This is a genomic window from Armatimonas rosea, from assembly GCF_014202505.1.
GTDB classification, from domain to species: domain Bacteria; phylum Armatimonadota; class Armatimonadia; order Armatimonadales; family Armatimonadaceae; genus Armatimonas; species Armatimonas rosea.
This window is the reverse complement of record NZ_JACHGW010000002.1, coordinates 1,198,765-1,220,604: the sequence shown is the minus strand read 5'-3', so window position 1 is coordinate 1,220,604 and position 21,840 is coordinate 1,198,765. Positions and strand designations below refer to the sequence as shown.

The 21,840-nt window shown below is 64.3% G+C and carries 20 protein-coding genes and 1 pseudogene; 14 read left to right on the top strand and 7 right to left on the bottom strand.

The features are described 5' to 3' along the window. Window positions 1–28: 28 nt before the first annotated feature. A complete protein-coding gene (locus HNQ39_RS13510) occupies window positions 29–1,261 on the top strand; it encodes a diguanylate cyclase (protein WP_184196795.1) in 1,233 nt (410 codons plus the stop codon). 2 nt (window positions 1,262–1,263) lie between these two features. After that, window positions 1,264–1,911 (top strand): DUF1294 domain-containing protein, encoded by a 648-nt coding sequence (locus HNQ39_RS13505; RefSeq protein WP_184196792.1) that lies wholly within the window; start codon window positions 1,264–1,266, stop codon window positions 1,909–1,911. 4 nt (window positions 1,912–1,915) lie between these two features. Here the strand turns inward: HNQ39_RS13505 and HNQ39_RS13500 are convergent, their stop codons facing one another. After that, window positions 1,916–2,935: a hypothetical protein gene (locus HNQ39_RS13500; RefSeq protein WP_184196788.1), complete on the bottom strand. Its 1,020-nt coding sequence runs from the start codon at window positions 2,933–2,935 to the stop codon at window positions 1,916–1,918. Between the two features lie 58 nt (window positions 2,936–2,993). Here HNQ39_RS13500 and HNQ39_RS13495 point away from each other — a divergent pair, with 58 nt between their 5' ends. Both HNQ39_RS13495 and HNQ39_RS13490 read left to right on the top strand, forming a co-directional pair. Beyond that, complete coding sequence (locus HNQ39_RS13495; RefSeq protein ID WP_184196785.1) at window positions 2,994–3,851, top strand: hypothetical protein; 858 nt, start codon at window positions 2,994–2,996, stop codon at window positions 3,849–3,851. Then, window positions 3,852–4,562, top strand: a complete 711-nt coding sequence (locus HNQ39_RS13490; RefSeq protein ID WP_184196782.1) for a hypothetical protein — start codon at window positions 3,852–3,854, stop codon at window positions 4,560–4,562. It abuts the gene before it with no gap. A gap of 1 nt (window position 4,563) precedes the next feature. On the opposite strand, the gene HNQ39_RS13485 is transcribed toward HNQ39_RS13490, so the two are convergent. After that, a complete protein-coding gene (locus HNQ39_RS13485; RefSeq protein WP_184196779.1) occupies window positions 4,564–4,974 on the bottom strand; it encodes a hypothetical protein in 411 nt (136 codons plus the stop codon). A gap of 48 nt (window positions 4,975–5,022) precedes the next feature. Here HNQ39_RS13485 and HNQ39_RS13480 point away from each other — a divergent pair, with 48 nt between their 5' ends. Next, window positions 5,023–6,420, top strand: coding sequence for an arylsulfatase (locus HNQ39_RS13480; protein WP_184196775.1), 1,398 nt, complete (start codon window positions 5,023–5,025; stop codon window positions 6,418–6,420). Between the two features lie 36 nt (window positions 6,421–6,456). After that, on the top strand, window positions 6,457–8,598 hold the full coding sequence (locus HNQ39_RS13475; RefSeq protein ID WP_184196772.1) for a putative bifunctional diguanylate cyclase/phosphodiesterase: 2,142 nt from the start codon (window positions 6,457–6,459) through the stop codon (window positions 8,596–8,598). A 9-nt stretch (window positions 8,599–8,607) separates the two neighbouring features. Here the strand turns inward: HNQ39_RS13475 and HNQ39_RS13470 are convergent, their stop codons facing one another. Together HNQ39_RS13470 and HNQ39_RS13465 are read right to left on the bottom strand one after the other, a co-directional pair. Continuing rightward, on the bottom strand, window positions 8,608–8,952 hold the full coding sequence (locus tag HNQ39_RS13470; protein ID WP_184196770.1) for an ArsR/SmtB family transcription factor: 345 nt from the start codon (window positions 8,950–8,952) through the stop codon (window positions 8,608–8,610). Further along, window positions 8,949–9,416, bottom strand: a complete 468-nt coding sequence (locus HNQ39_RS13465; RefSeq protein ID WP_184196767.1) for a hypothetical protein — start codon at window positions 9,414–9,416, stop codon at window positions 8,949–8,951. Before HNQ39_RS13465 ends, HNQ39_RS13470 begins: the two co-directional genes overlap by 4 nt. Window positions 9,417–9,541: 125 nt before the next feature. Here HNQ39_RS13465 and HNQ39_RS13460 point away from each other — a divergent pair, with 125 nt between their 5' ends. From HNQ39_RS13460 to HNQ39_RS29920, 7 genes are all read left to right on the top strand, one after another. Beyond that, a complete protein-coding gene (locus HNQ39_RS13460; RefSeq protein WP_184196764.1) occupies window positions 9,542–10,207 on the top strand; it encodes a CE1 family esterase in 666 nt (221 codons plus the stop codon). Between the two features lie 49 nt (window positions 10,208–10,256). Next, window positions 10,257–12,503, top strand: coding sequence for a putative bifunctional diguanylate cyclase/phosphodiesterase (locus HNQ39_RS13455; RefSeq protein WP_184196761.1), 2,247 nt, complete (start codon window positions 10,257–10,259; stop codon window positions 12,501–12,503). 46 nt (window positions 12,504–12,549) lie between these two features. Next, window positions 12,550–14,217 carry an outer membrane protein assembly factor BamB family protein gene (locus HNQ39_RS13450; RefSeq protein WP_343075968.1) on the top strand — a complete coding sequence of 556 codons (1,668 nt, stop codon included), beginning with the start codon at window positions 12,550–12,552 and terminating at the stop codon, window positions 14,215–14,217. Window positions 14,218–14,242: 25 nt separating this feature from the next. After that, window positions 14,243–15,424: a protein kinase domain-containing protein gene (locus HNQ39_RS13445; protein WP_184196755.1), complete on the top strand. Its 1,182-nt coding sequence runs from the start codon at window positions 14,243–14,245 to the stop codon at window positions 15,422–15,424. 102 nt (window positions 15,425–15,526) lie between these two features. After that, a complete protein-coding gene (locus HNQ39_RS13440) occupies window positions 15,527–15,931 on the top strand; it encodes a ComEA family DNA-binding protein (RefSeq protein WP_184196752.1) in 405 nt (134 codons plus the stop codon). Between the two features lie 58 nt (window positions 15,932–15,989). After that, window positions 15,990–16,574, top strand: coding sequence for an HAD family hydrolase (locus HNQ39_RS13435; RefSeq protein ID WP_184196749.1), 585 nt, complete (start codon window positions 15,990–15,992; stop codon window positions 16,572–16,574). 13 nt (window positions 16,575–16,587) lie between these two features. Beyond that, window positions 16,588–16,929, top strand: a complete 342-nt coding sequence (locus HNQ39_RS29920) for a hypothetical protein (RefSeq protein ID WP_246385615.1) — start codon at window positions 16,588–16,590, stop codon at window positions 16,927–16,929. Between the two features lie 12 nt (window positions 16,930–16,941). On the opposite strand, the pseudogene HNQ39_RS29915 reads toward HNQ39_RS29920, so the two are convergent. Then, window positions 16,942–17,127 (bottom strand): annotated as a pseudogene (locus HNQ39_RS29915) (RNA-binding S4 domain-containing protein); the annotation flags it as partial. Next, on the bottom strand, window positions 17,128–17,655 hold the full coding sequence (locus HNQ39_RS13425) for an NUDIX hydrolase (RefSeq protein ID WP_184196743.1): 528 nt from the start codon (window positions 17,653–17,655) through the stop codon (window positions 17,128–17,130). Between the two features lie 72 nt (window positions 17,656–17,727). On the opposite strand from HNQ39_RS13425, the gene HNQ39_RS13420 reads away from it, so the two are divergent. Then, window positions 17,728–20,715 carry a VIT domain-containing protein gene (locus HNQ39_RS13420; RefSeq protein WP_184196740.1) on the top strand — a complete coding sequence of 996 codons (2,988 nt, stop codon included), beginning with the start codon at window positions 17,728–17,730 and terminating at the stop codon, window positions 20,713–20,715. Window positions 20,716–20,735: 20 nt separating this feature from the next. On the opposite strand, the gene HNQ39_RS13415 is transcribed toward HNQ39_RS13420, so the two are convergent. Beyond that, entirely contained in the window at window positions 20,736–21,821 is a 1,086-nt protein-coding gene (locus tag HNQ39_RS13415) for a phosphotransferase enzyme family protein (protein WP_221289993.1), read from the bottom strand. Window positions 21,822–21,840 lie beyond the last annotated feature (19 nt).

The following is a 21,840-nucleotide window of genomic DNA, read 5'->3' as shown; positions in this document are numbered from 1 at the left end:
GACAAATAACAGGTAGAATGATCCTGTTATGGCCGCTGCGACTCAGCCACAGCCGACTCTTGAAGCTCCCCCGCCTCACGAGGCACCCGACCTTGCCCCCCAGGAGCGCCAGCCCACCAACGCACGCTGGCTCGGCCTGCTCGCTCTGACCGCAGTCGCGGTGGTGGTGGGGACCGCCCTGACCCTACGAGGGAGCGACCAGATTCGCCAAGAGCAGCGGGAGCTTCGCTTCCAGAGCCAGATCAGCGAGATCGCCACGCAGCTCAGCCTCGCCGAGACCAGCCAGGCCGCCTTTATCGGGACCGGCCACCTTAACTATGCCAACACCTTTCGGCGCGTTCATGCACAGCTCACGCAGAACCTCCAGGACCTACGCGCTCCCCAGAGCCTCAACGCGGTGCAACAGCAACGCATCACGGAGCTTCCCACAAAGGTCCTCCCCTACTTAGCCAAGCTGGAGAGTACGGTCCAGCTGCGCGAATCGGGCGCGGTCACCCAGGCCCTGACCAATCTGGAGAAGCTAGACACGCCGGGCCGGGCCATCCAAGACAACATCGCGCTTGTCCAGCGGGATAGCCTGCGTGAGGGGAAGTTCCGCGATACCACCTTTGAGTACGAGAGTGGCCGCCTCCAAGCCGAGGCGATTGTCCGTGCCGCACTCTTCACGCTCGCGTTGCTGGGGGCCTATCTCTTGCTCCGGGCCGAGCGGCGCTTCTCGGTGCAGCGGCTTCGCACCCTCCAGCGCGAGAACGAGCGCCTGCGTGAGCTCTCCGAAGAAGACGGCCTCACGAAGCTAAGTAACCGGCGCGCCTTTGACAAGCGCATGGACGAAGAGTGGCAGCGTGCCCACCGCTATAAGATCCCTCTCTCTCTGGTGATCTTGGATGTTGACCACTTCAAGGGCTACAACGATACCTTTGGGCACCCCGCCGGCGACGTGATCCTCCGCCAGATGGCCAACGCCCTCGCGCAGACCGCGCGCCTCTCGGACACCGTGGCACGCTACGGTGGTGAGGAGTTTGCGCTCATCCTCCCCCACACCGATGCAGCCGAGGCGATGATCGTCGGCAACCGCCTGCGGGCTCTGATCCTGCGCTCCGAGTGGCCCCACCGTGCTATCACCGCCAGTATCGGCGTGGCGACCCTCACCCCCGAGATGACCGCCCCGAGCCTCCTGGTCGATGCCGCAGACCATGCCCTCTACTTTGCCAAGGAGCATGGCCGCAACCAGGTGGTGCACCACAGCACCCTGGAGCCTTAAGCATGGAGCTAATCGGCAAGCTCACCTCCTGGGACGATGCCCGCGGGTTTGGCTTTATCGTCCCCTTTCCCGCCCTAAAAGGCAACCCCAAGGTCTTTGTGCATATCTCCGCCTTTCCCCAGGGCCGCCGGCCCGTCGGCGATGAGATGCTCCGGGCGACCGTCGAGACCGACGAACAGGGGCGACTGCGGGCGAAGCGGGTCACGTTTATGGCTACCGAAGCAGAGCCGAGTGTCTTCCGCTGGACACCGCAGACCGCTACCGCCCTGGGGTTTAGCCTGCTCTTTCTTGCTCTGCTGTCGCTCGCCTGCAACACCTATCGCCTGCCCCTAGCGATCCCCGGAGTCTATGGGGTGCTGAGCCTGGTGCTCTTTGGGCAGTACCACCACGATAAAAAAGCCGCGCAAGCAAGCCGCTGGCGCGTCCCCGAGCAGCAGCTTCACCTCCTCAGTGCCCTAGGAGGCTGGCCGGGCGCGCTGGTCGCCCAGCAGGGGCTCCGCCACAAGACCCGCAAGAGCACGTTCCAAGTGAGCTTCGGGCTCTCCATTGCTCTCAACCTGCTGCTCCTTGGCCTGTTTAGCGCTTTCTTTTTGTCCCTGTCCCCACGACAGCAGCTGAACTTTTACCAGCAGGTGCGCTCCCTCCGCTAAGGCCCTACGCAGAGGCCGCTTGCCAGAGCGCCACGAGACGCTCGACCACGCGCACGGCCCCGGGGGCGGGGAGGCGGGTGACACTGCCTTTGGGAGGCACTTGCTCCAGCGGCCACGCCGCGCTCAGAAACGCCTCACTCTCCAAGCGCAGGCCACCGTCCCAGGCGAGCAGTGCCGCGTCCAGTGCCGCAAACTCCGCAAAGCCGGATCGGGGGCCGTAGAGCAGCGGGGTCCCGGCGGCCATGCACTCCCCCACAAGGCCGTAGCCCGCCTTGGAGATCACGCAGTCCACGGAGGCCACGAGGTCCTCGTGGGGGAGCGCCTCGCGCGAGAGCACGACCAGGTTTCGCGGCCAGGGCTCGGGCGGGGGCGTGAGGGTGTAGAAGGTCCAGTCCGTGGAGCGCTCCAGGCTCGCCCAGGGAAAGGGCATCCCCCAGCTCCCGGCGTAGATCAGAGCGGAGCGCCCCGCCCCAAGAACCTGCAGCTTCCCCACCCGCGCCACCAACCCGACCGACTCGCGGCGGGGGAAGTAGGGCATGGGAAGGGCAAGCCCAGTCTCCAGCATCAGGGTTGCTTGGGCGTACTCGGCCTCTAGCTGCGCCACAATCGCCGCAAAGCCGGGGTACTCGGCGTAGATATCGGCCCAAGTGAAGTTCGCCACGCACACCGACGGCAGCCCCAGAGTCAGTGGGAACGACGCCACATCGGTGAGGACTAGCCGTGCGCCGATAGACTCAAGCCACGCACGCTCGTCGTTGCGGCGGGCCTCGTTGCGGCGCTGCCTCTCGCTCCAGGCGGCTTTTGTCGCGGCGATGTCCACCGTCATGGAGTCGGTCTGGAGACAGCCGACATCGAAGCTCTCCGGGATCAGAGTAAAGGGGCGCTTGACCTCCGCATTCCAGAACCACTCGGGGGCGGCGGTCTTGATGTAGAGCGGAATCTCCGGCGGCAGGTCCCTCAGGATCGTCACCTCCCGCGCCGAGTGCCCCAGCCCGTGCCCCGAAACATACGCCACAATCGCCATGCCCACAAGATACCCGGATTGCGACGCCTGTGCCTTTTTGGGTAGGCTAGAAGCAACCATGACCACGGAAGAGATCGCTCAGCAGATTATCTTGGCCAGTAGTCGAGATGCCAAGACCTCTGTGCCTGCGCGACACCGTCTGGAAGCCTTGGGCGGGGAGGCAATCGAGCCCTTGCTAGTCAACCTCGCACACCCCCACGTCGTGGTCCGTAAGAAGGCTCTTCAGCTCCTCAGGGCCTACGAGCTTGCCCTGCCCACGACGGATCTCACCATACTTCCCTATAGCAGCCTCGCGGAGCAGCAGCGCCAGCTCGACATGCTCCCCACCGAGCCAAGTGCGCTAGTCTTGCGCCTGGGAACGCATGATGCCATCCTGCGCCACGCCATCGCGCAGCGCTTGGTCGTGCAAGGCGAGGCCGCGAAGGCCGCACTATTGGCCGCTCTTACCCTGAAGCGCTCCTTTGTCGCCCGCCGCGCCGCCGCCGTACTTGCCTACCAAGGTGTGGGGGACGCTGTCGCGCCGATCTTCCACCTCTGGCAAGAGACCGCCTCGTATGAAGAACAGCTCCGTGATTCCCTCCTCGGTGCACTTGCCGTCTTACTCAAGGGTACTCCCGAGGTCCCCCTGACGCTCCTGATCGAGATTCTGGCGGCCCCCGGGGCATTTGTTTCCGGTGACAACCCCTATGGCGTCAAGGTGGGGGCCGCGAAGTGTGTCGTCCGCCAGGCGGAGAAGTACCGGACACCGGAGTACCGGCTCGCCCTTCCCTACCTAAAATCCACCTACACCGACCTGAGTGGCTACCATGCCGCACTGGAAAGGGTGCTCAAGGCCGTCCCTAACGCCACCCTGCCCATCCCCGCCGAGCCCTCCCTGTCCCCCCACAATCTCCCCATCCCGACGGAGGAACGCTAGGTGTTCCAGGGTCAGCAAGAAGTCCCCGGTCAGCGCCACTTCTTCGAGCGCCTTAAGTCCGTGGAGCGCGACTCCGAAGCCATCACACTCGCGGAGCCCTTTCCCACCGAGACACTCGTTCCCCAGCTTGTCCGACAGGCAATCGAGGAGCTTGCACCAGGTCGGCGTTTCTACAAGCAGCCCAAGCTATTGGCCCTTGGCTGGATCGTGCTCGGACTCGTCACCCTAGTCTTAGCCGTCCATGAGAATCAACCAAGGGATTTTTTCTTTAGCGTGCTCACAGGTAGCTTCTTCTTCTTCTTTAGTATTATGAGCTTCTTCGCTGGGGTCACTCCGACCAAGCGGACGCGGCTCGTGGCGGCGATCTTGAACCAGCGGCTCTGGGGCCGGCGGGAGACGCGCTACTGTGTGGAGGTGATTCGTCTGCTTGGCACAATCGGCACGACCTACGGCGACACGCCCCCGCTACGGCGCTGGCTCTTTGCGACTCTGCCCTACCTCACCGAGAGCGAGGCGCAAGCACTCCCCGAGGAGGTGCGTGTGGTGCTACGGCGCTGGCTGACCGCCTTTAGCACCACGGATGCGGAGCGCGTGGTGCTCTTACTGGTGCTGGCCTCGGCCAACGACGAGAAGGGCCGCGAGCTGGCACGGCGCTATAAAAACGCGAACAGCGAGGCCGTGCGAGAGGCGACCAAGGAGTTTAAGGCGTAGGCTACTTCTCGATCTCGATCGTGTCCCAGCGCTTGCCGTCGAGGCTGCGCACGACCACGCTCTTGAGGCCCTCTAGCCGCTCCCAACGCCGAGAGAGGAGCATCGACTTGGCAGGCTTTTGCTTGCCAGGCTTGATATCAATCGCCGCGAGGGCCGACTCAGGATTCGGAAACGCCGTGCGAAAGGTCACGGTCGCCATTGTCGCCTTGCCCCCCGCAAAGCGCACGTACCAGCCCGAGCGCTTGGTGCCGTACTCCCGAAACGCCCCGCCCTCCCCGATACTCAGCGGCTTTCCAATCGCGGCATCCACCTGGCTACTCGTCTTCCCCATCACCTGGTGGATCGAGAAGTCCTTTCCCAGCACGGGCAGCGCGATCAAAGCCAACACTAGCATTGCAAGCGTCTTCTTCATGCCCACGATTGTACACGAAGAAGAGAGTAGGTACACTCAACGGTAACGATGAATGTTGTCTTGATCTGTGTGGACCAGTGGCGTGGCGATGCGCTGGGCTGCGAGGGGCACCCGATTGCGATGACCCCGCACCTCGATCAGCTTGCCGCCGAAGGAACACGCTTTGCCCGCGCCTACGCCGCCACCCCGAGCTGTATCCCCGCACGCGCCAGCCTCTACACGGGCCTCTCCCAGACCAGCACGCGCAAGGTGGGCTACCGCGACGGTGTCCCGTTTGATTTTCCGGTGACCATCGCCTCGGAGTTTACCAAGGGCGGCTACCAGACCCAGGCGATCGGCAAGCTCCATGTCTTCCCCGAGCGCAGCCAGATCGGTTTTCAGAACGTCCTCCTCCACGACGGCTACCTCCACTTTGCCCGTAAGAAGCCGCGCGATATCGGCCTGGTCGATGACTACCTTCCCTGGCTCCGGGAGAAGACCGGCGACCCGAAGGCGGACTACTTCGACAACGGCGTGAACTGCAACTCGCAGGTGGCGCGGCCCTGGGACAAGGACGAAGCCCTACACCCCTCGACCTGGATCGTCAGCGAGGCGCAAGAGTTTCTGCGCCGCCGCGACACGCGCAAGCCGTTCTTTCTCTACCTGGGCTTCCACCGCCCCCACCCGCCCTACGATCCCCCGCAGTGGGCCTTCGACCAGTATCTCCACGACCCCATGCCCGCACCGCCGGTTGGGGAGTGGGCCGCAGACGTGCTGGGGCCGCTCGACGATAGCTGGCGCGCCGATCCGAGTGTCGCCCAGCTCTCACCGCGGGCGCTCCAGCGGGCGCGGGCGGGCTACTTTGGGCATATCTCCCACATCGACCTCCTGCTCAACCGCTTTCTAGAGACCCTCGCCGAGTACGGGCTCCGCCAAAACACCATTATCTGCTTTGTCTCCGACCACGGCGAGCTCCTGGGCGACCACCATGCCTTTCGCAAGGTCCTCCCCTACGAAGGCAGTGCACGCGTTCCCTTCTTGCTCCAAGGCCCCGGCATCCCAAGCCGCACCGTGATCACCGACGCGGTCGCGGAGTTGCGCGATGTCATGCCGACTCTCCTCGATGCCGCCGGGCTCGCCGTCCCCGCTGGCCTCGATGGCAAGAGCCTGCTGCCCGTGGCACGCGGCGAACAAGCATGGGTGCGGGAGTACCTCCATGGCGAGCATGTCTGCTTCGGCCAGAGTGTCCACTACCTCACCGACGGGCGGGAGAAGTATATCTGGTGGTCGGGGACGGGCCGGGAGCAGCGCTTCGACCTGGTCCAAGACCCCCACGAGCTGCACGATCTTGGCCCTGATCTCACCTGGCGCGAGCGGCTGATCGCCACCCTCACCGGGCGCCCCGAGGGCTTTGTGGAGAAGGGAGCACTAGTCGCAGGCCAGGGAGTTAGTGCTCTTCTGCCCTGAAGAGAGAAGAGGGAAAAACCATAATTGAGGCTATCTATGGCCAAGGAACCTCTCTGCCTAAGTACAGCGGAGCTTATCGAGCATCATCCCCATGCGGCAGGAATACTCCTCGACAAACTAAGCACCGCGGTGTACCTCCGTGACAGCGAGACGGGTTCCCTCTACGGAAATCAAAGCTACCACCAGCTCCTGGAGCAGGCCGAGCTCGCGCGGGAGTGCTCCAGCGAGGAGCAGGATCAGCTGAGTGCCCTGATCGATGCACGGGCGCTCGCCGAGGGACGTCCCCTCCTAGATCAAGAGGAGCTCTGGGCCAGTCCACAGGGAAAGCAGTCGCTCCTTGTCTCACGCTTCCCCCAGAATAGGCTCCTTCTCGGGTATATCCAGCACCTAGACACCTCCACACAAGAGCGGCAGTTCCTACAGCGCGCGATCGAAGACGCCCGCTGCCTGCTCTGGCAAGCGACCGTGCGGGAGTGGCCCTGGGACGAAACCATCGCCCCTGATGCCATCCGACTCAGCCCGGAAAAGGACACTGTCCTACACTGGAGCCTGCGGGTGATCGCACCGGATGCCGTTCGACGCTGGCTCCCGCTTCCCAACAACCAAAACGAGGCGTTTCAGGACACGCTCTACTTTGCCCGCAGTGAGAGCGAGCGGCGACGTGGCGATCAGCTTGCCATGGAGGCAATCCGTGATAACCTCTCCCACTACTCCCAGGAGTTCTCTCTCTCCCTCCCCGACAAGACGGTCGTCTGGCTGAGCGAGACCGTGACGGTCGAGCGCCTCACCGACGATACCTGGCACTTGGTGGGGATCGCCACAGACATCACCCAGCGCAAGGAGAGCGAGCTTCAGCTGGCACACCAGGCAAACCACGATCCCCTCACCGGGCTCGCCAACCGCCGCCACCTCCTGGACACGATCGCGCAGCTCACCCCCCATAAAGAGTGTCAGGCAGCGCTACTGTTTCTCGACCTGGACAACTTCAAGCACATCAACGATAGCCTCGGTCATGTCTTTGGGGACTCGGTCTTGGTCGCGCTCGCGGAGCGCCTTCAGGAGGTCGTCCCTGAGAGCGGGCTCCTCGCGCGGCTCGGAGGCGATGAGTTCACCGTGCTCCTGCCCGAGATCTGCGATACCGACCAGGTCGATCTGCTGGCACGACGCCTGCTGACATCGCTGGAGGCCCCGCTGGCTGTGGGCGAGCGGATGTTAACCCTCTCGGGGAGTATCGGGGTGGCTCTCACCGACCTGCCAGACGCAGAGGAGCTTCTCCGCAAGGCCGATACCGCGATGTACCACGCCAAGAACACAGGGAAGGGACGCTGGGCGCAGTTCGATACCAGCATGGACGAGCGCGTGATGCGTCGCTTTGAGATCGAGAGCGCGCTCCGCCGTGCGATCCAGAACCAGGAGATCAGCCTCAGCTTCCAGCCCATTGTCTCCCTGCGCACCGGAGAGCTCCACTCGTTTGAGGCCCTCGCACGCTGGCAGCTTCCCAGCGGGAGCTTTATCCCGCCCAGTAGCTTTATCCCTCTGGCAGAGGAGACCGGCTTGATCATTCCGCTCGGGGCGATGATCCTCCAGCAGGCGTGTGAGCAGGGGCGCAAGCTCCGGGATGCCTTTCCCATGATACCCATTCGGATGAACGTCAATATCTCCGAGAAGCAGTTCCAGCTCCCCTATTTTGTCGACCAGGTGACCCGCGTTCTGCGGGAGACAGGCTTCCCCGCCCCCGCCCTCTGCCTAGAGCTCACGGAGAGTGTCCTTCTGGGCGACTCCGAAGGCTGTGCGAAAAAGATCCGCGCTCTGGAGAAGCTGGGCATCCAGCTCACCCTCGACGACTTCGGCACGGGGTACTCCTCGCTTTCGTACCTGAGCCAGCTCCCCGTCCAAGGGCTCAAGATCGATGCCCACTTTATCCAGGGGCTCACCAGTAGCAGCCGAGAGAAAGTGGCGCAGAATGTCGCCATTATCCGCGCGATCCTGGGGCTTGCCTATACCTTTGAGCTCTCGGTCACGGCGGAGGGGATTGAGGACGAAGAGCAGCGCCGCCGCGTGGAGAGCCTGGGGGTGACCTTTGGACAAGGCTACTTATTCGCGCGCCCTCTCTCCTACACCGATGTCGAGGCCTACCTGGAAGAGCACGCCCTTCCCTCCGTCGCTCAGGCGGCGTAGTCCCCCCACCTAGTGCGCACCGCTCCCTCCGTCGAGCTCAGTCGCCAGGTGCCGCAGGTACTGCAGGAGCTCTCGGTCTCGCGCGTGCGCCAGGCTGTAGTAGATAAAGCTTCCCCGGCGCTCGGACGTTAGGATATCGCTCTCCCGTAGCAGACGAAGCTGCTGGCTGACGATGGCCTGCTGCGCTCCGTCGGTGGCCCGGATGATCTCCGAGACGTGGCGGGGACGCTTGGAGCTCGCGAGATAGTCGATGATACGAACCCGCAGTGGGTGGGCATAGACCCGCAGAAAGGTTGCCAGGGTCTCCAGAGTCGGCATGTCCAGGAGTGTTTTCGGGGAGGTTGTCTTGTTCATGCAGAGCGTATCCCGTTCCTATAAACACGGACTGCTGGCGAGGCTTCCTGCTGGCTGACCTCACGGATGCGGGCGGTCCAGTCCGCTTCCCGGTTGGTGACGACGATCCCACGAACCCTTCTCTGCCGCGCAAGCGCTACCCGCCGTGGCTCGTCGTCGAGGAGGAGGTCCTGCCCCTGCCACGGCGGCCACGGAGCCTCGGGGGGTTGGCACTGGCCGGCAATGACATGGGTCACCGGCAAGCCGACCAGCCAGCACCACAGCAGCAGTCGCCACGCAGAGACCGGCAGGCGGGTGTAGAGGGTGAGGGTATGGCCGCTCTGAGCCAGCTCGCGCAGGAGCGTACGTGCCCCCTGTCGCAGGGAAAAATCAAAGAGCCAGCGGCCCAGCACGCCGCGGGGCTCGCAGGCAAACTCCCCACACTCCGGGGTGAGGGTTCCTTCAAAATCAATCGCAATCTTCATGGATCAAGCTCCCTTCGTTGTCGCCCCTATAACGGCTGAAGCCCCCCGAATCTGATAAAAATCAGCCTATTTTTTTACAAGGCGCTCTCCTGAACAACGTCGCAGTTGTTTGCGTCGTTAGCGGCATGAGAGAGCGACAAAAAGAGTGGACGATCAAGGGAGTGAAGCGCACCGCGGTCGTGGTGCTTCCCCCCAAGACCGAGGGGGCACCGATTGTCTTTGGGTTTCATGGACATGGTGGCAACGGTGGGTACTGCGCCCAGCGCTGGAACCTCCAGGCACTCTGGCCCGAGGCGATCTTTGTCTACCCCAACGGTCTCCCCACCAAGACACCGCGCGACCCCGACGGCGGCAAGCCGGGCTGGATGATGTTCGGTGGTGGTCTGATCGCCAATCGGGACCTGGAGCTCTTCGACGCGATGCTAGAGACAGCCAAGCGCGAGTGGCGTGTCGATGAGAAGCGTCTCTACTGCACGGGGCACTCCAACGGCGGCGGCTTTACCTACTACCTCTGGGGCCAGAGGCCCGAGCTCTTCGCCGCTCTAGGCGTGGTCGCGGGCGCGGGTGAGCGGCTCGTGCGGAGCGCAAAACCCTGCCCCCTGATGCATATCGGGGGCAAGAACGACCCGATTGTCACGTGGGAGAGCCAGCAAGCCGCCATCGATGCCGCCAAGCGCATCAACGGAGAGAGAGCGCCGGTCGAGGTGGTTCTCCACGACGACGGCCATGCCTATCCCCCGATCGCGCCCGAGAAGCTCATCAGTTTCTTCAAGAAACAGCGCCGGGCCTGATACCGATTTAAGATTCTTGCCTCACGAGCCAATACTATAAAAAAGTAGTATGGCCCAGACGACACCTCATCCCCCCGCAGCTGGTGACGAGCACCTTACCCGTGTCTTGAGCACGTCCCACTGCCTACTCTGGGAGGCGACGGTCACCGAGATCAAGGTTGCCTCCTCCGATTTGGTGCCCTCGCAGTACTTCGATACGGAAGAGAAAACCATCCTAGACTGGGACTTGACCGTGCATCTCCCAGAGGCGGTCCACCGCTGGCTCCCTCTGGCCTGGCCTGAGGGAACGAGCTTCGAGGAGGCGTTTTGTAATGCTCGTGATGAAGATGACTGGGTCAGTTGTGATGAGATCAGCAAAAAGGTGCTCCGAACGGGAGCCACAAGCTACTGTCAGAGCTATCGCCTTGTCTGTGCGGATGGTCGGCGCATCTGGATTCAGGAATCAGCCACTGTCACAGCGCTCGGGCCGGGACGCTGGCACGTCTCGGGGGTATGTACGGACATCACCGCGCTCAAAGTGGCAGAAGAGGCGCTGGACCGGGTTCTGACCACTGCCCGCTGCATCATCTGGCGCGCCTGGATCGAGCGCTGCCCCATCCCCGAGAGCGATCCCCTCGCGGTGGAGGAGGCCCGTGCCCAAGGGATGCTTGCCAGTGGAAGCTACTTCTCCTGGGATGTCCAGCTCTTTGCGGAGGAGAATGTCCGCTCCTGGCTCCGTGTCCCCGTTGCGCCTGGTATCGACTACACCGAGGCGCTCTACCGCGCAATCGAGCAGGAGGACAGGCTTGCCAGCGATCGCAGTAGTACCGAGGCACTCCTCACGGGCAAGAGCGGCTATACCCAGGAGCTCCGCCTGCGCACGCTGGACGGGAGCCTGCGCTGGCTCCAGGAAGATGTCGAGCTCAAGCGGCTTGGCCCCGATCACTGGTACGCGGTTGGGATCAACACCGATATCACCGAGCGCAAGGAGAGTGAGGCGCGGCTGAGCTTCCAGGCAAACCACGACCCGCTCACCGGCCTCGCCAACCGACGGTACCTCCTCGACGCGCTAGGGCAGCTTCAGGGGCATACCTTTGCGCTCTTATTTGTCGATGCCGATAACTTCAAGCTAATTAACGATAACTTTGGGCACCAAGTCGGCGATGCCGTGCTAATCGCCCTCACCGAGCGCCTGCGCCAGAGTGTCGCAGGGCGCGGGCTAATCGCGCGCCTTGGGGGAGATGAGTTCACCGTTCTCCTGCCCTACGCTAGCCAGCCTGAGGAGGCACTTGCACTCGCACAGCGCATCTGTGCCGAGCTCAGCACGCCTCTCGTCCTCGCTGAGAGCACGGTCCTCGTCTCCGTGAGCATTGGGATTGCCTACTCCCGCTCCGGGACCCCCCAGGATATCTTGCGCAATGCCAATACCGCGATGCACCATGCCAAGAGCCAGGGAAAGGCAAGCTACTGCGTCTTCGATCCGCACATGGACGACGAGGCACGGGAGCGCTTTGAGCTGGAGCGAGCCCTCCGTCAGGCGATCCAGACCGGCGAGATTGTCCCCCACTACCAGCCCATTCTTCACCTAGAGACGCACGAGGTAGTCGCGGTTGAAGCCCTGGCCCGCTGGCAGACCAAAGACGGCTGCTCGCTCTCTCCTGCCCGCTTTATCCCTGTCGCGGAGGAGACCGGCTTGATCCTGCCCCTCGGGGCCGCGCTCCTTCGTCAGGCCTGTAGCGACATGGCCCGGTGGCGCGCGGAGCTCCCCCAGAGCCGCCTGCACATCAATGTCAATGTCTCCGAGCGCCAGTTCCACGACCCTGAGTTTGTTCGCATGGTCACCAGCACCCTAGAGCAGACCGGCCTCCCCGCCACGGCGCTCACCCTGGAGCTCACCGAGAGCATCCTCCTCCAAGACACCGACACCTGCCTCAGCAAGCTCCAGGAGCTCGACTCTCTGGGAGTGCGCCTCGCCCTCGATGACTTCGGCACCGGGTACTCATCGCTCTCGTACCTCAGCCGCCTCCCCGTGCACGCCCTCAAGGTGGACCGGAGCTTTGTCAGCGCCCTCACCAGCACCGATCTCAAGGCGCGTGCCCAGAGTGAAGAGATTGTCCGCGCCATTATCGCCCTTGCCCGCGCCCTCCAGCTTGAGGTCACGGCGGAGGGCATTGAGCAACAAAGCCAGTACCAGCGCCTCTGTGCCTTAGGTGCAGACCACGGCCAGGGATACCTCTTTACCCCGCCGCTTCCGGCCACCGCGCTGACCCGCTTTCTGGCTCAGAAAACCGCGCTTCCCCGGCTCCGTGCCGCCTAGGCGCGATCGACCTACAAAAATGTGCTAAAATGCCCAGGATTTGGCAGTGACTTCCAACGAAACCGATTTTCCCGCAGACCTGAGAACCCTGGTTCTCTCTCCCGCAGACTACCTTGCCGGTGGCACAAAGACGCTACGTTTTCACTTGACGAATAGTGATCCGCAGACGGCGCTCTATGTCAAGCTCTCCGGCACGGCAGACTGGCTTAGCCTCGCGCCTCAGGAGACCGCACTTGCGCCGGGCGAGAAGCAGGCGATTGCGGTGACCGTGCGGGTAGACGCTGCACGCACGCAGCTCCAGGCAGGAGGCCCACCCGCCGCCCCCATCACCCTCCTGAGCCAGCGCCTCGGCGGCGCGGGCTCGTCGCCGCTACCGACCATGAGCGCCATGGTCTATGTCCGGCTCCCCGTGGCGATCTGCCCATCGTGCGAGCGCACCCTCGATGCAGACCTGAGCGATGGGGCCAGTATCCCCGCCTTCTGCCCGTTCTGTTTCGAGCGCCTGCGCCCCTGCCCGATCTGCTCCACCCCCAATACCTGGCGTGCCCAGCAGTGCATCGCGGACTCGTCGCATATTGTCCGTGGCAACGCCGACTGGCCCGTGCTGGGCGGCGACTCCGGCCACACGGGCTCTCGCGACCTCAATAGCCTGGGGCTCACCACCGTGCGCGAGGGGGCGAATGTCGCGCTCACCCGCCGCTGGTCGTACCCGTCGGTGCCGCCTAGCCGCGCCGAGAATGTCCTCTTCTGGAGCGCTCCCGCCGCCGCCTATGGGATGGTCGCCGCGGCGGCCGCAACCGCGGAGGGGGATGCCCATATCTACGCCTTCCAGAGCGACACCGGTGCCCCGCTCTGGGACCCGTACCCCCTCGCGGACCCGGTCTACCCCGAGCGCGGTGGGGTCACGATCCACGAGGGCCAGCTCTACGCGGCGACGGTCGAGGGGCTCTTGATCTGTGCCGATGCGCTCCGTGGGACCCGCCTGTGGGAGCGCACGCTGGAGGGCAAGGTCTACGGTGCGCCCGTTGCCTCCACGCCCGAAGGCCCGCTCCTGGTTCCCTTGGTCACTCCCAACGGCGGTGGCCTCGCCCAGATCGGCCTGGCGCAGGGGACGGGTGTGAGCCTCACTCCGCTTGAGGGGCCGGTGATGACCGCTCCTGCCTATGCCGATGGCCGGGTACTGGTCCACGACGACAGCGGGGTGCTGAGCTGTCTTGCCCTGGAGACGGGCCAGCTGCTCTGGCGTGCCAATGGGCTGGGACAGTTCCAGGCCGCCCCTCTGGTCTACGAAGGCAAGGTCTACTCCGCCACCAACACCGGCAAGGTCTTCGCCCACGAGCTCCAGACCGGCAAGGAGCTCTGGCAGGTCGAGGTCACCAGTGCCGTACTCGCGGGAACTCCTGCCTGCGACGGTAGCTTGCTCTACCTACCGGGCGAGGATGGGATTCATCTGGTGAGCGCTGCGCTCGGCCGCGCGGTCCGCCGCTACCCCACCCGCCGCCCCGTGCGCTCGTCGCCGGTGGTCCTGGCCGGTGCGCTTCTCTTTGGGGTCACGGATGGCGATGTCTACGGCGCTGCGCCGGGCCGAACCATGGAGCGCCTCTACGAGACCGGGACCATTGGCTCCCAGATTATCGCCGCGCCCGCGCTGGCCGACGGTGCAGTTTTTCTCACCTCCACCAACGGTGTCCTCTACAGCCTGTCGCTTGGCTAGCCGTATAATGAGCTAAAGTTTTATCATGGCAGAGAGTACCATTCTCAGTATGTTTGAGAGCCCCAGCACCGTGGAGACCCCGACACCAGGGAGCACGGTCTGGCTCGCCCGCGACCCCGTCATGCAGCGCCCGGTCTTGCTCAAGCGCCTCGCCACCACGGGAAACCGCTCCCGCCTGACCGAGGCCCTCACCCTCGACCACCCCGCGATCGCCCACACCCGGCGCTGGCTCCTCGACGACAACCAGATCTACGTGGTGCGCGATGTGGCACGCGGTAAGAACCTGCGCCAGCGCCTCTCCGCTCAGGGGGGACGTCCCGATATCGAGACGCTCCGGAGCCTCCTGCTGCCGGTCCTCGAGGGGCTGGAGTACGCCCACGGCCGCCAGCTCCCCCACGGTGGGCTCTCCTACGAGAATATCCTGGTCGCCGACGATGGCTCGGTGATGCTCACGGACTTTGGGGCGACCGATCCCGCCGCTCCCCACCACCGCGCGGTCTACAACGGAGCCCTCACGGTGGAGAACGATATCCAGGCGATGGCCAAGCTCGTTGCGGCGCTCCTGCCCACCACCGGCCCCTTCGCCACCCCAACTGTCCGTAGCCGTATCGAGGGAATCACCCTGCGCTGTGAGAGTATCGCCGCCCTGCGCGAGGTGCTCTCTAGCCTGGAGAAGCTCGCCACGGCCCCGGTCTCACGCCCCACCGCCACCGCCGTGGCAACGGTCGCCTCCCAGACTCCGGGCGGTGCCGGGGTACCTGCTCCGCTCTTTGGTGACCTGCCCCGCACGATCGCACCGGCCATCACGGAGCAGAACACTCCCACGCCCACCAAGGGAGTCGCCAAGCTGGTCTGTAGCCAGCCGGATCGCCCGCTGGTTCCCCAAGGCGGCGGGGGCCTGCTCTCCATCGAGGCCAAGAACGACGGCGATGCGACCCTGCTGATCCGCATGGTCGCCACCCAGCACGCCTGGCTCAATGTTCGCCCCACCAACCTCCCCTTGGTCCTTCCTCCCGGTGCCAGTATCAAGATCGGCTTCGTGGTCTCCGCCGCGCGCCTCGCCGGGGGAGAGTACCGCAGCGCGGTCTATCTCTCGTCGAACGCCCCGGGCCCCAACGCCGAGGACCTGCGCACGGGCTGGTGGAAGCACAGCTTCGAGGTCCGTGTGATGGTCGGCGGCGGTGGCGGGAGCTGGCGCGGCTACTAACCAAAAAAATATTTTTCGATTTTTATCAGATTCCAGGGTTCTCACCCGTTATAGGGGCGAAGCGGAGGAGAGACCTCCGCAAGTGAGAGGAAACCCTTGAAAATGTCTACGAAGAATATTGTGTGCGCCCTTGCTCTCTTGAGCCTGACCGTCTGTGGCTTTGCCCAAGAGAAGACCCCTGCCAGCCAGATGCCCGCGAAGCTGGTCCCCGCAACCGTCAAGAAGAGTGACGATGCCAAGCCTGCTGAGACCAAGAAATCCCCCAGCAAGAAGTCAGAGGCCAAGAAGACCGAAGGCAAGAAGGCTTTTGAGGGGACGGTCTCTCTGAACAAGGCCACGGCCAAGGAGCTGGAGAGCCTCCCGGGGATCGGGCCGGCCACGGCGGCACGGATCGTGGAGTACCGCACCAGCCAGGGCAAGTTCACCGAGCTCTCCCAGCTGCTGGAGGTCAAGGGAATCGGGGAGAAGAAGCTCGCCCAGCTTCGCCCCCACTTAACCCTGGACTAGCCGCGGCTTTTCTCGGTGCGCGTGGTAGGATGGGAGCGTGCTGGATCATCTGATTTCCATGCCGCTCCCGTTCACGCCGGGCGGCCTGATCTTCGACTGCGACGGAACCCTGGCGGACACGATGCCGCTCCACTACCGCGCGTGGCGTGCCACCCTAGACCGTGCAGGACACCACACTCTCTTCACCGAGGAGCAGTTCTACGCCTGGGCCGGTGCCCCGGCCTACGAGATCCTAGAGCGCCTTGCCCAGCAGCACCAAGTCACTCTGGCCCTCGCCGAGCTCACCCACGAGAAGGAGATGACCTACCAGAAGCTCATCCCCCAGCTCACCCCTATCGAGCCGGTGCTAGCCGAGCTGGAGCGGTTCTCGGGCGTGGTGCCGATGGCCGTGGTCTCGGGCGGAATGCGCTCGCTCGTGGAGGAGACCCTGGATATCCTAGGCGTTCGGGAGCGCTTTCAGATCGTGATCGGCTCCGGGGATGTCGCCAAGGGCAAGCCCGACCCCGAGGGGATGCTCCTGGCAGCCCGCACCCTAGGCGTTGCCCCCGAAGACTGCGTGGTCTACGAAGACGGCCCCGCGGGAATCGAGGCGGCGCGACGTGCGGGGATGCGTGCCGTGGACATCATGCGATTTATCGGCTAGAATCACCGGAGCAATGGCGTCACCTACCACCACTACCCCCTCTGAGAGCCGACTGGCCACGCGCCTGCTCGCGCTGGTCGTGATCCTGCTCGGGCTCGCGCTCGTAGGCTATGTCTTCTTCCAGGCCAAGGCACTCTTCGAGGCCCCGACACCGACCCTGCCCCCCGCCCCGCCTACGCCCAAGCCACTACCCGGAGCGACGCCGGCGCCGGATAACGCGGTAGGAACCCGTGCGCTTGAGGCGGGCTGGCGGCTTGCTGACCTCTTGGGCCGGCGGCTGCTCTCCTTGCTGGTCATGTGTGTCGCCGGAAGCCTCATCGCCGCCCTCGGCATCCGCTGGTGGGGTAAGCGGTAGGTAGCTACCGTCGGGGAAGGTAACCGTATCACCAGGCCGAAGCTTGCGCCCCCGCCGCGTCTCGGGCTCGTCGTTGACGAGGTACTCCCCGTCCTCCAGCTGGAACTTCGCCTCGCCACCGGTCATGGCAATCCCCAGCACCTTCAGGAGCTGCCCCAGTGTGATAAACTCCCCCCGAACCGGAAAGCCTTCGTCCACCTACAAGCCCCCCCGGTAGAGAGTCAGCGCGGCCCGCATCGACGGAAACGCAATCTCGTCTAAGTCCACCGTTTTGGGGTCCAGCCAGAGCGCGCTCTCCACTTCCTTCGGGGCGAGAGAGAACTCTTGCTCGGGCAGGGAGGCCACAAAAAACAGGTCGCAGACCGTGTAGACAATGCCACGGTACGGGTAGGTATTGGGCGCGGAGCAGAGAAACTGCACGTCGCCCACCGAGACCCCCAGCTCCTCCATGACCTCACGGCGCGCCGCCGCCTCGCCCGACTCCCCGGCGTCCACAAAGCCCCCCGGCATCGCCAGCTTGCCCTTGCCCGGGTCGCGCGCACGACGAATAAAGAGCAGCTCGCCCTTGGGATTGACAGCCAAGACAGCCACTGCGACCGTATTGTTAAAGTAGAGCCGGTAGCCACACGCAACACACTCAAAAAACCGCTCCGACGCCGCGGTTGCCGCAACCCCACATTGGGGGCAGAACCGGACGGTCTGATACGCGGGAAGAAACTCACTCATGATGCTGACCATCCTACCGTATTTTGAACCTTTTGTTGCCCCCTCGGAACCAAATGCCCGGAGACAAAAATCATGCGTCTAACAGCACTCGTCCTTTCCCTGGGTGGCCTCGTTGCCCTCACGACCCACACTCTGCGAGGAGCCACCCCCACAGCGAGCACCCACACGAGCACCCAGCCTCGCCAGCGGCTCGCTCCTGTGCAGCTCAAGGTAAGCAACGAGGACCAAGCGGCCCCCGTGCGGCTGGAGCGGGCGGATGTGCAGCTCACGGTGGCTGGCCCCCTGACCCAGGTGAGCCAGACCCTGGTGTTCCATAACCCGTCGCGGCGCACGCTGGAGGGTGAGCTGACGTTCCCGCTCCCCGACGGTGCCGCGGTCTCGGGGTTTGCGCTCGATGTTCAAGGGGAGCTCGTGGACGCGACACCCGTGGAGAAAGAGAAAGCACGCGTGGTGTTTGAAAAGGAGGTTCGCAAGGGGGTTGATCCGGGGCTCTTGGAGCAGCTGGAGGGCAATGTCTTCCGCACACGGGTCTACCCCCTGCCCGCAGGCGGGACCCGGACCATCCGCATCACCTACAGCACCGATAAGCGGACGATCCCCCTGCGCTTTGGTGCGGCAATCCCCGAGGGCAAGGTCACGGTGGATGTCCTCGGGGCCACGAGTGCCAGTGTCGTGGTGGGAAAGCGGCCCTTTACTCTGGCTCCTAGCGACAGCCGCCTGACCACGGAGGCGGTTCTTGAGAATAGCGCGGAGCAGGATATCACGGTCACCATCCCCCCGCGCACCGAGCCAACCGTTGTCACCGAGAGCTTCACACGTGCCAGCAGTACCCAGCCCGAGACCTTTTTCTATCTCACCGATACGCCCCCACAGGCCAAGATCGAGCGGGTCGCGCCACGCCGGATCGGGATTGTCTGGGACGCCAGCCTGAGCCGGCGCAAGGCAGATATCGGCAAGGAGCTTGCTCTGATCCGTGAGCACCTGCGCGACAAGTCCGTGACGGTTGAGGTCGTGGTGGTGCGGGAGCGGGCGGAGCGCCCTCGGACGTTTCGAGTTACCCGCGGCGACTCGCGGGAGCTGCTCGCCTTTCTCCAGGCCCAGCCCTTCGACGGTGGCACTGCCCTGGGTGCGCTGAACCTCCCGCGCCAGGACTACTGGCTCTGGTTCACCGATGGGTTTTCCAACCTCGGCCATGGCCTGCCCACGGTCGCGCCCAGCACGCCGGTCTACGCCGTCGCAACCTCCGATAGCGCCAACCAGAGCCTGCTGCGCTACTTCTGTACCCAGACCGGCGGTGCCCTCAGTGATGGCACCGATCCCAGCGCACTGGGCCGCCCACAGGTCACGCTCCTAGGGGTCGAGAGCAACGGTGTGGCCGATGTGCAGTGGCAAGACGGAGCGGTGACCGGGCGCGTCCTGCGCTCGGGGAGCGGTGCCAGCCTGACCCTGCTCTATGGCATCCCCGGTGGCCCCGTGCTGGAGCGTCGCCCGGTCGCGATTCCCCTCACTGCCACCAGTGCCCATGGCCTGATCGCGCGGCAGTGGGCCGCACAGCGCGCGACCCGCCTAGGGCTCCTCCCCGACGAGAACCACGAGGCGCTCCTGGCTCTGGGAACGGACTTTAACCTGGTCACGCCAGGGACATCGCTCCTGGTTCTGGAGAGCCTGGAGCAGTATGTCGAGCACAATGTCGCCCCGCCACGCACCCGCCCCGTTCTCTACGATGCCTGGCTGGGCCGTGAGAAGACAGAGAAAACCACCAAGCGCACCAAGGACGAGCAACAGCTCCAGAGCGTCCTCACCCAGTGGAAAGAGCGGACGAGCTGGTGGCGCAAGGAGTTCCCCCGAACCGCGAAGCTCGCTCAGGAGAAAAAGCAGCTCCGTGAGGACCAAGGCCTAACGGTCCGAGCCGCCGCAGTGGCCCCGCGGCCCACTACAGGGGCTCCGCCCGCAGAGAGCACGGGCCGGGCCGATGCGGCCCGCGTGTCCGAGACGCGCCGTCCCGAGCGCCGTGAGCTCCTTCTCCGTGGTGCCGCTCCCGCGAGCGCGCCATCGGCAGCCCCAGGGATGATGGGCGGTGGCTTTGGTGGCGGCAGGGGGCGCCCGGCCTTTGGTGGTGTCGTTGCCAAGGCCGCTCTCCCGGAGCCAGAGCCCGCCAAGAGCCTGGGGGTGACGATCAAGGCATGGACACCCGATACTCCCTACCTCAAGAGCCTCAAGGCCGCGGGGCCAAGCGGGGCCTACGCCGCCTACCTCAAAGAGCGCGAGGCCTACGCCAGCACGCCGGCCTTCTATCTCGACTGCGCCGAGCTCTTATTGCAGCTAGGGCGGCGCGATGAAGGCCTGCGCGTGCTATCGTCGCTGGCCGACCTCCAGCTGGAGGACGCGGCCCTGCTCCGGGTTCTGGCACACCGGCTGGCGCAGCTGGGAGAGAAACAGCTCGCGGCGAGCCTCTTTGAGAAAGTGCTCCGCCTGCGGGGCGAGGAGCCCCAGAGCTACCGTGATCTCGCGCTGGTTCTGGCCGATCTCGGGCAGATCGAGCGGGCGCTAGAGCTGCTGTATACGGTCGTCATGCGCCACTGGGACCGCTTCGAGGGGATCGAGGTCATTGCCCTCACCGAGGCCAATGCGATCCTCGCCGCGCACCCCAAGACACGCCACCGCTTCGACCCGCGCCTGATCCAGAACCTCGCCTGCGATGTACGGATCGTCATGACCTGGGACTCGGACAGCACGGACATGGACCTGCACGTCATCGAGCCCACAGGCGAAGAGTGCTTCTACAGCCATCCCCTCACGCAGGTCGGCGGCAAGCTCTCCCGCGACTTTACCAATGGCTACGGCCCCGAGGACTACATGATCCGCCGCGCCGTCCCCGGGGTTTACAAGATCCAGACCAACTACTTTGGGAGCCAAGCGCAGCGCCTCACGGGCGGGACGACTGTCCAAGCGACTGTCATCACCCACTTCGGCCACGCCAACGAGCGCCGCCAGCACCTCACCCTACGGCTCACCCAGAACAAGGAGACCGTCACCATCGGGGAGGTGCGGATGAATTAGCCGCCGGTTGAAATCGGCGGTTACAGCGTGTCGGCGATGATCTTACGAAGGGTCGCTTCCTGGTCCTCGATACTCTTGCAGAGGGCAAACTGCACGAGGGCGCGCTCCAGGTTGTGGCCCCGGTGGTCCGCGAGGAAGTAGACATCCCCCGCCAGGTGATCGGTGAAGAAGCGCAGGCCCAGCTCAAAGGCGATCAGGCGGATCGCATCGAAGAGGTGGTCGTAGTCGGCGGGGGTGAGGAAGTGGCGGGCCTGCTCCAAATAGCCGCCCAGGATCGCCTTGGCAAGCTCGGGCTCGAAGCGTACGGCGTCGAAGTCCTTGGTCTCTTCCCCCAGTGGGTTACACGCCGAGCGAAGCCCATCCCCGATATCGTAGTGCACGAGGCCGGGCTTGACCGTGTCCAGATCGATAATGCTAATGGCCTGCCCGGTCGTGGTGTCCATCATCACGTTGTTGATCTTCGGGTCACCGTGGATCGGGCGCAACGGGAGCTTACCCGCCGCCTTGGCATCCTCCAGAACACTCGCCAGCCCGCGCCGCGCCTCGACAAAGGCCAGCCCTTGCCGAACCTCGGCGGTGAGCTCCGTGCTATGACTCGCGGCGATCCGGTCGAAGTGCGCTAAGTAACCGGGGGCGATATGAAAGCCGGGGAGGGTATCGGCAAGCTGCTCGGCGGGGAGGTCGCTGATCAGATTATGGAAGGTCCCCAGTCCAAAGCCCACCTCGTAGGCATGGGTCTCGCTCTGGGCGGTGTTGTAGGAGCGCGAGCGGGGAATGAAGCTCAGAGCCCGCCAGTACTCGCCCTCGGGGTCGATCCAGAAGTCCTGCTGGTCTTGAGCGGCCAGCACCTGTGGGGTCTCCCAGCGACGGCCCTTGTCCAAGGGAGTCACCGCAAGCTTGCGCGCGACATGCTCCGAGAAGCGCCGGATGTTGCGCATCACGAGCTCGGGCTGGGTAAAGACGACCTTGTTGATCCGCTGCAGAATGAAGCGCTCTCCATCCGCGAGAGTGACCCGGTAGGTCTTATTGATGTTGCCGGTGGTGTCTTGCTGGATCTCGACGATCTCACTTGCAACCGGAAACTGACGTGCCGCCTTGTCTTCCAAAATAAATGCCCTTTAATAA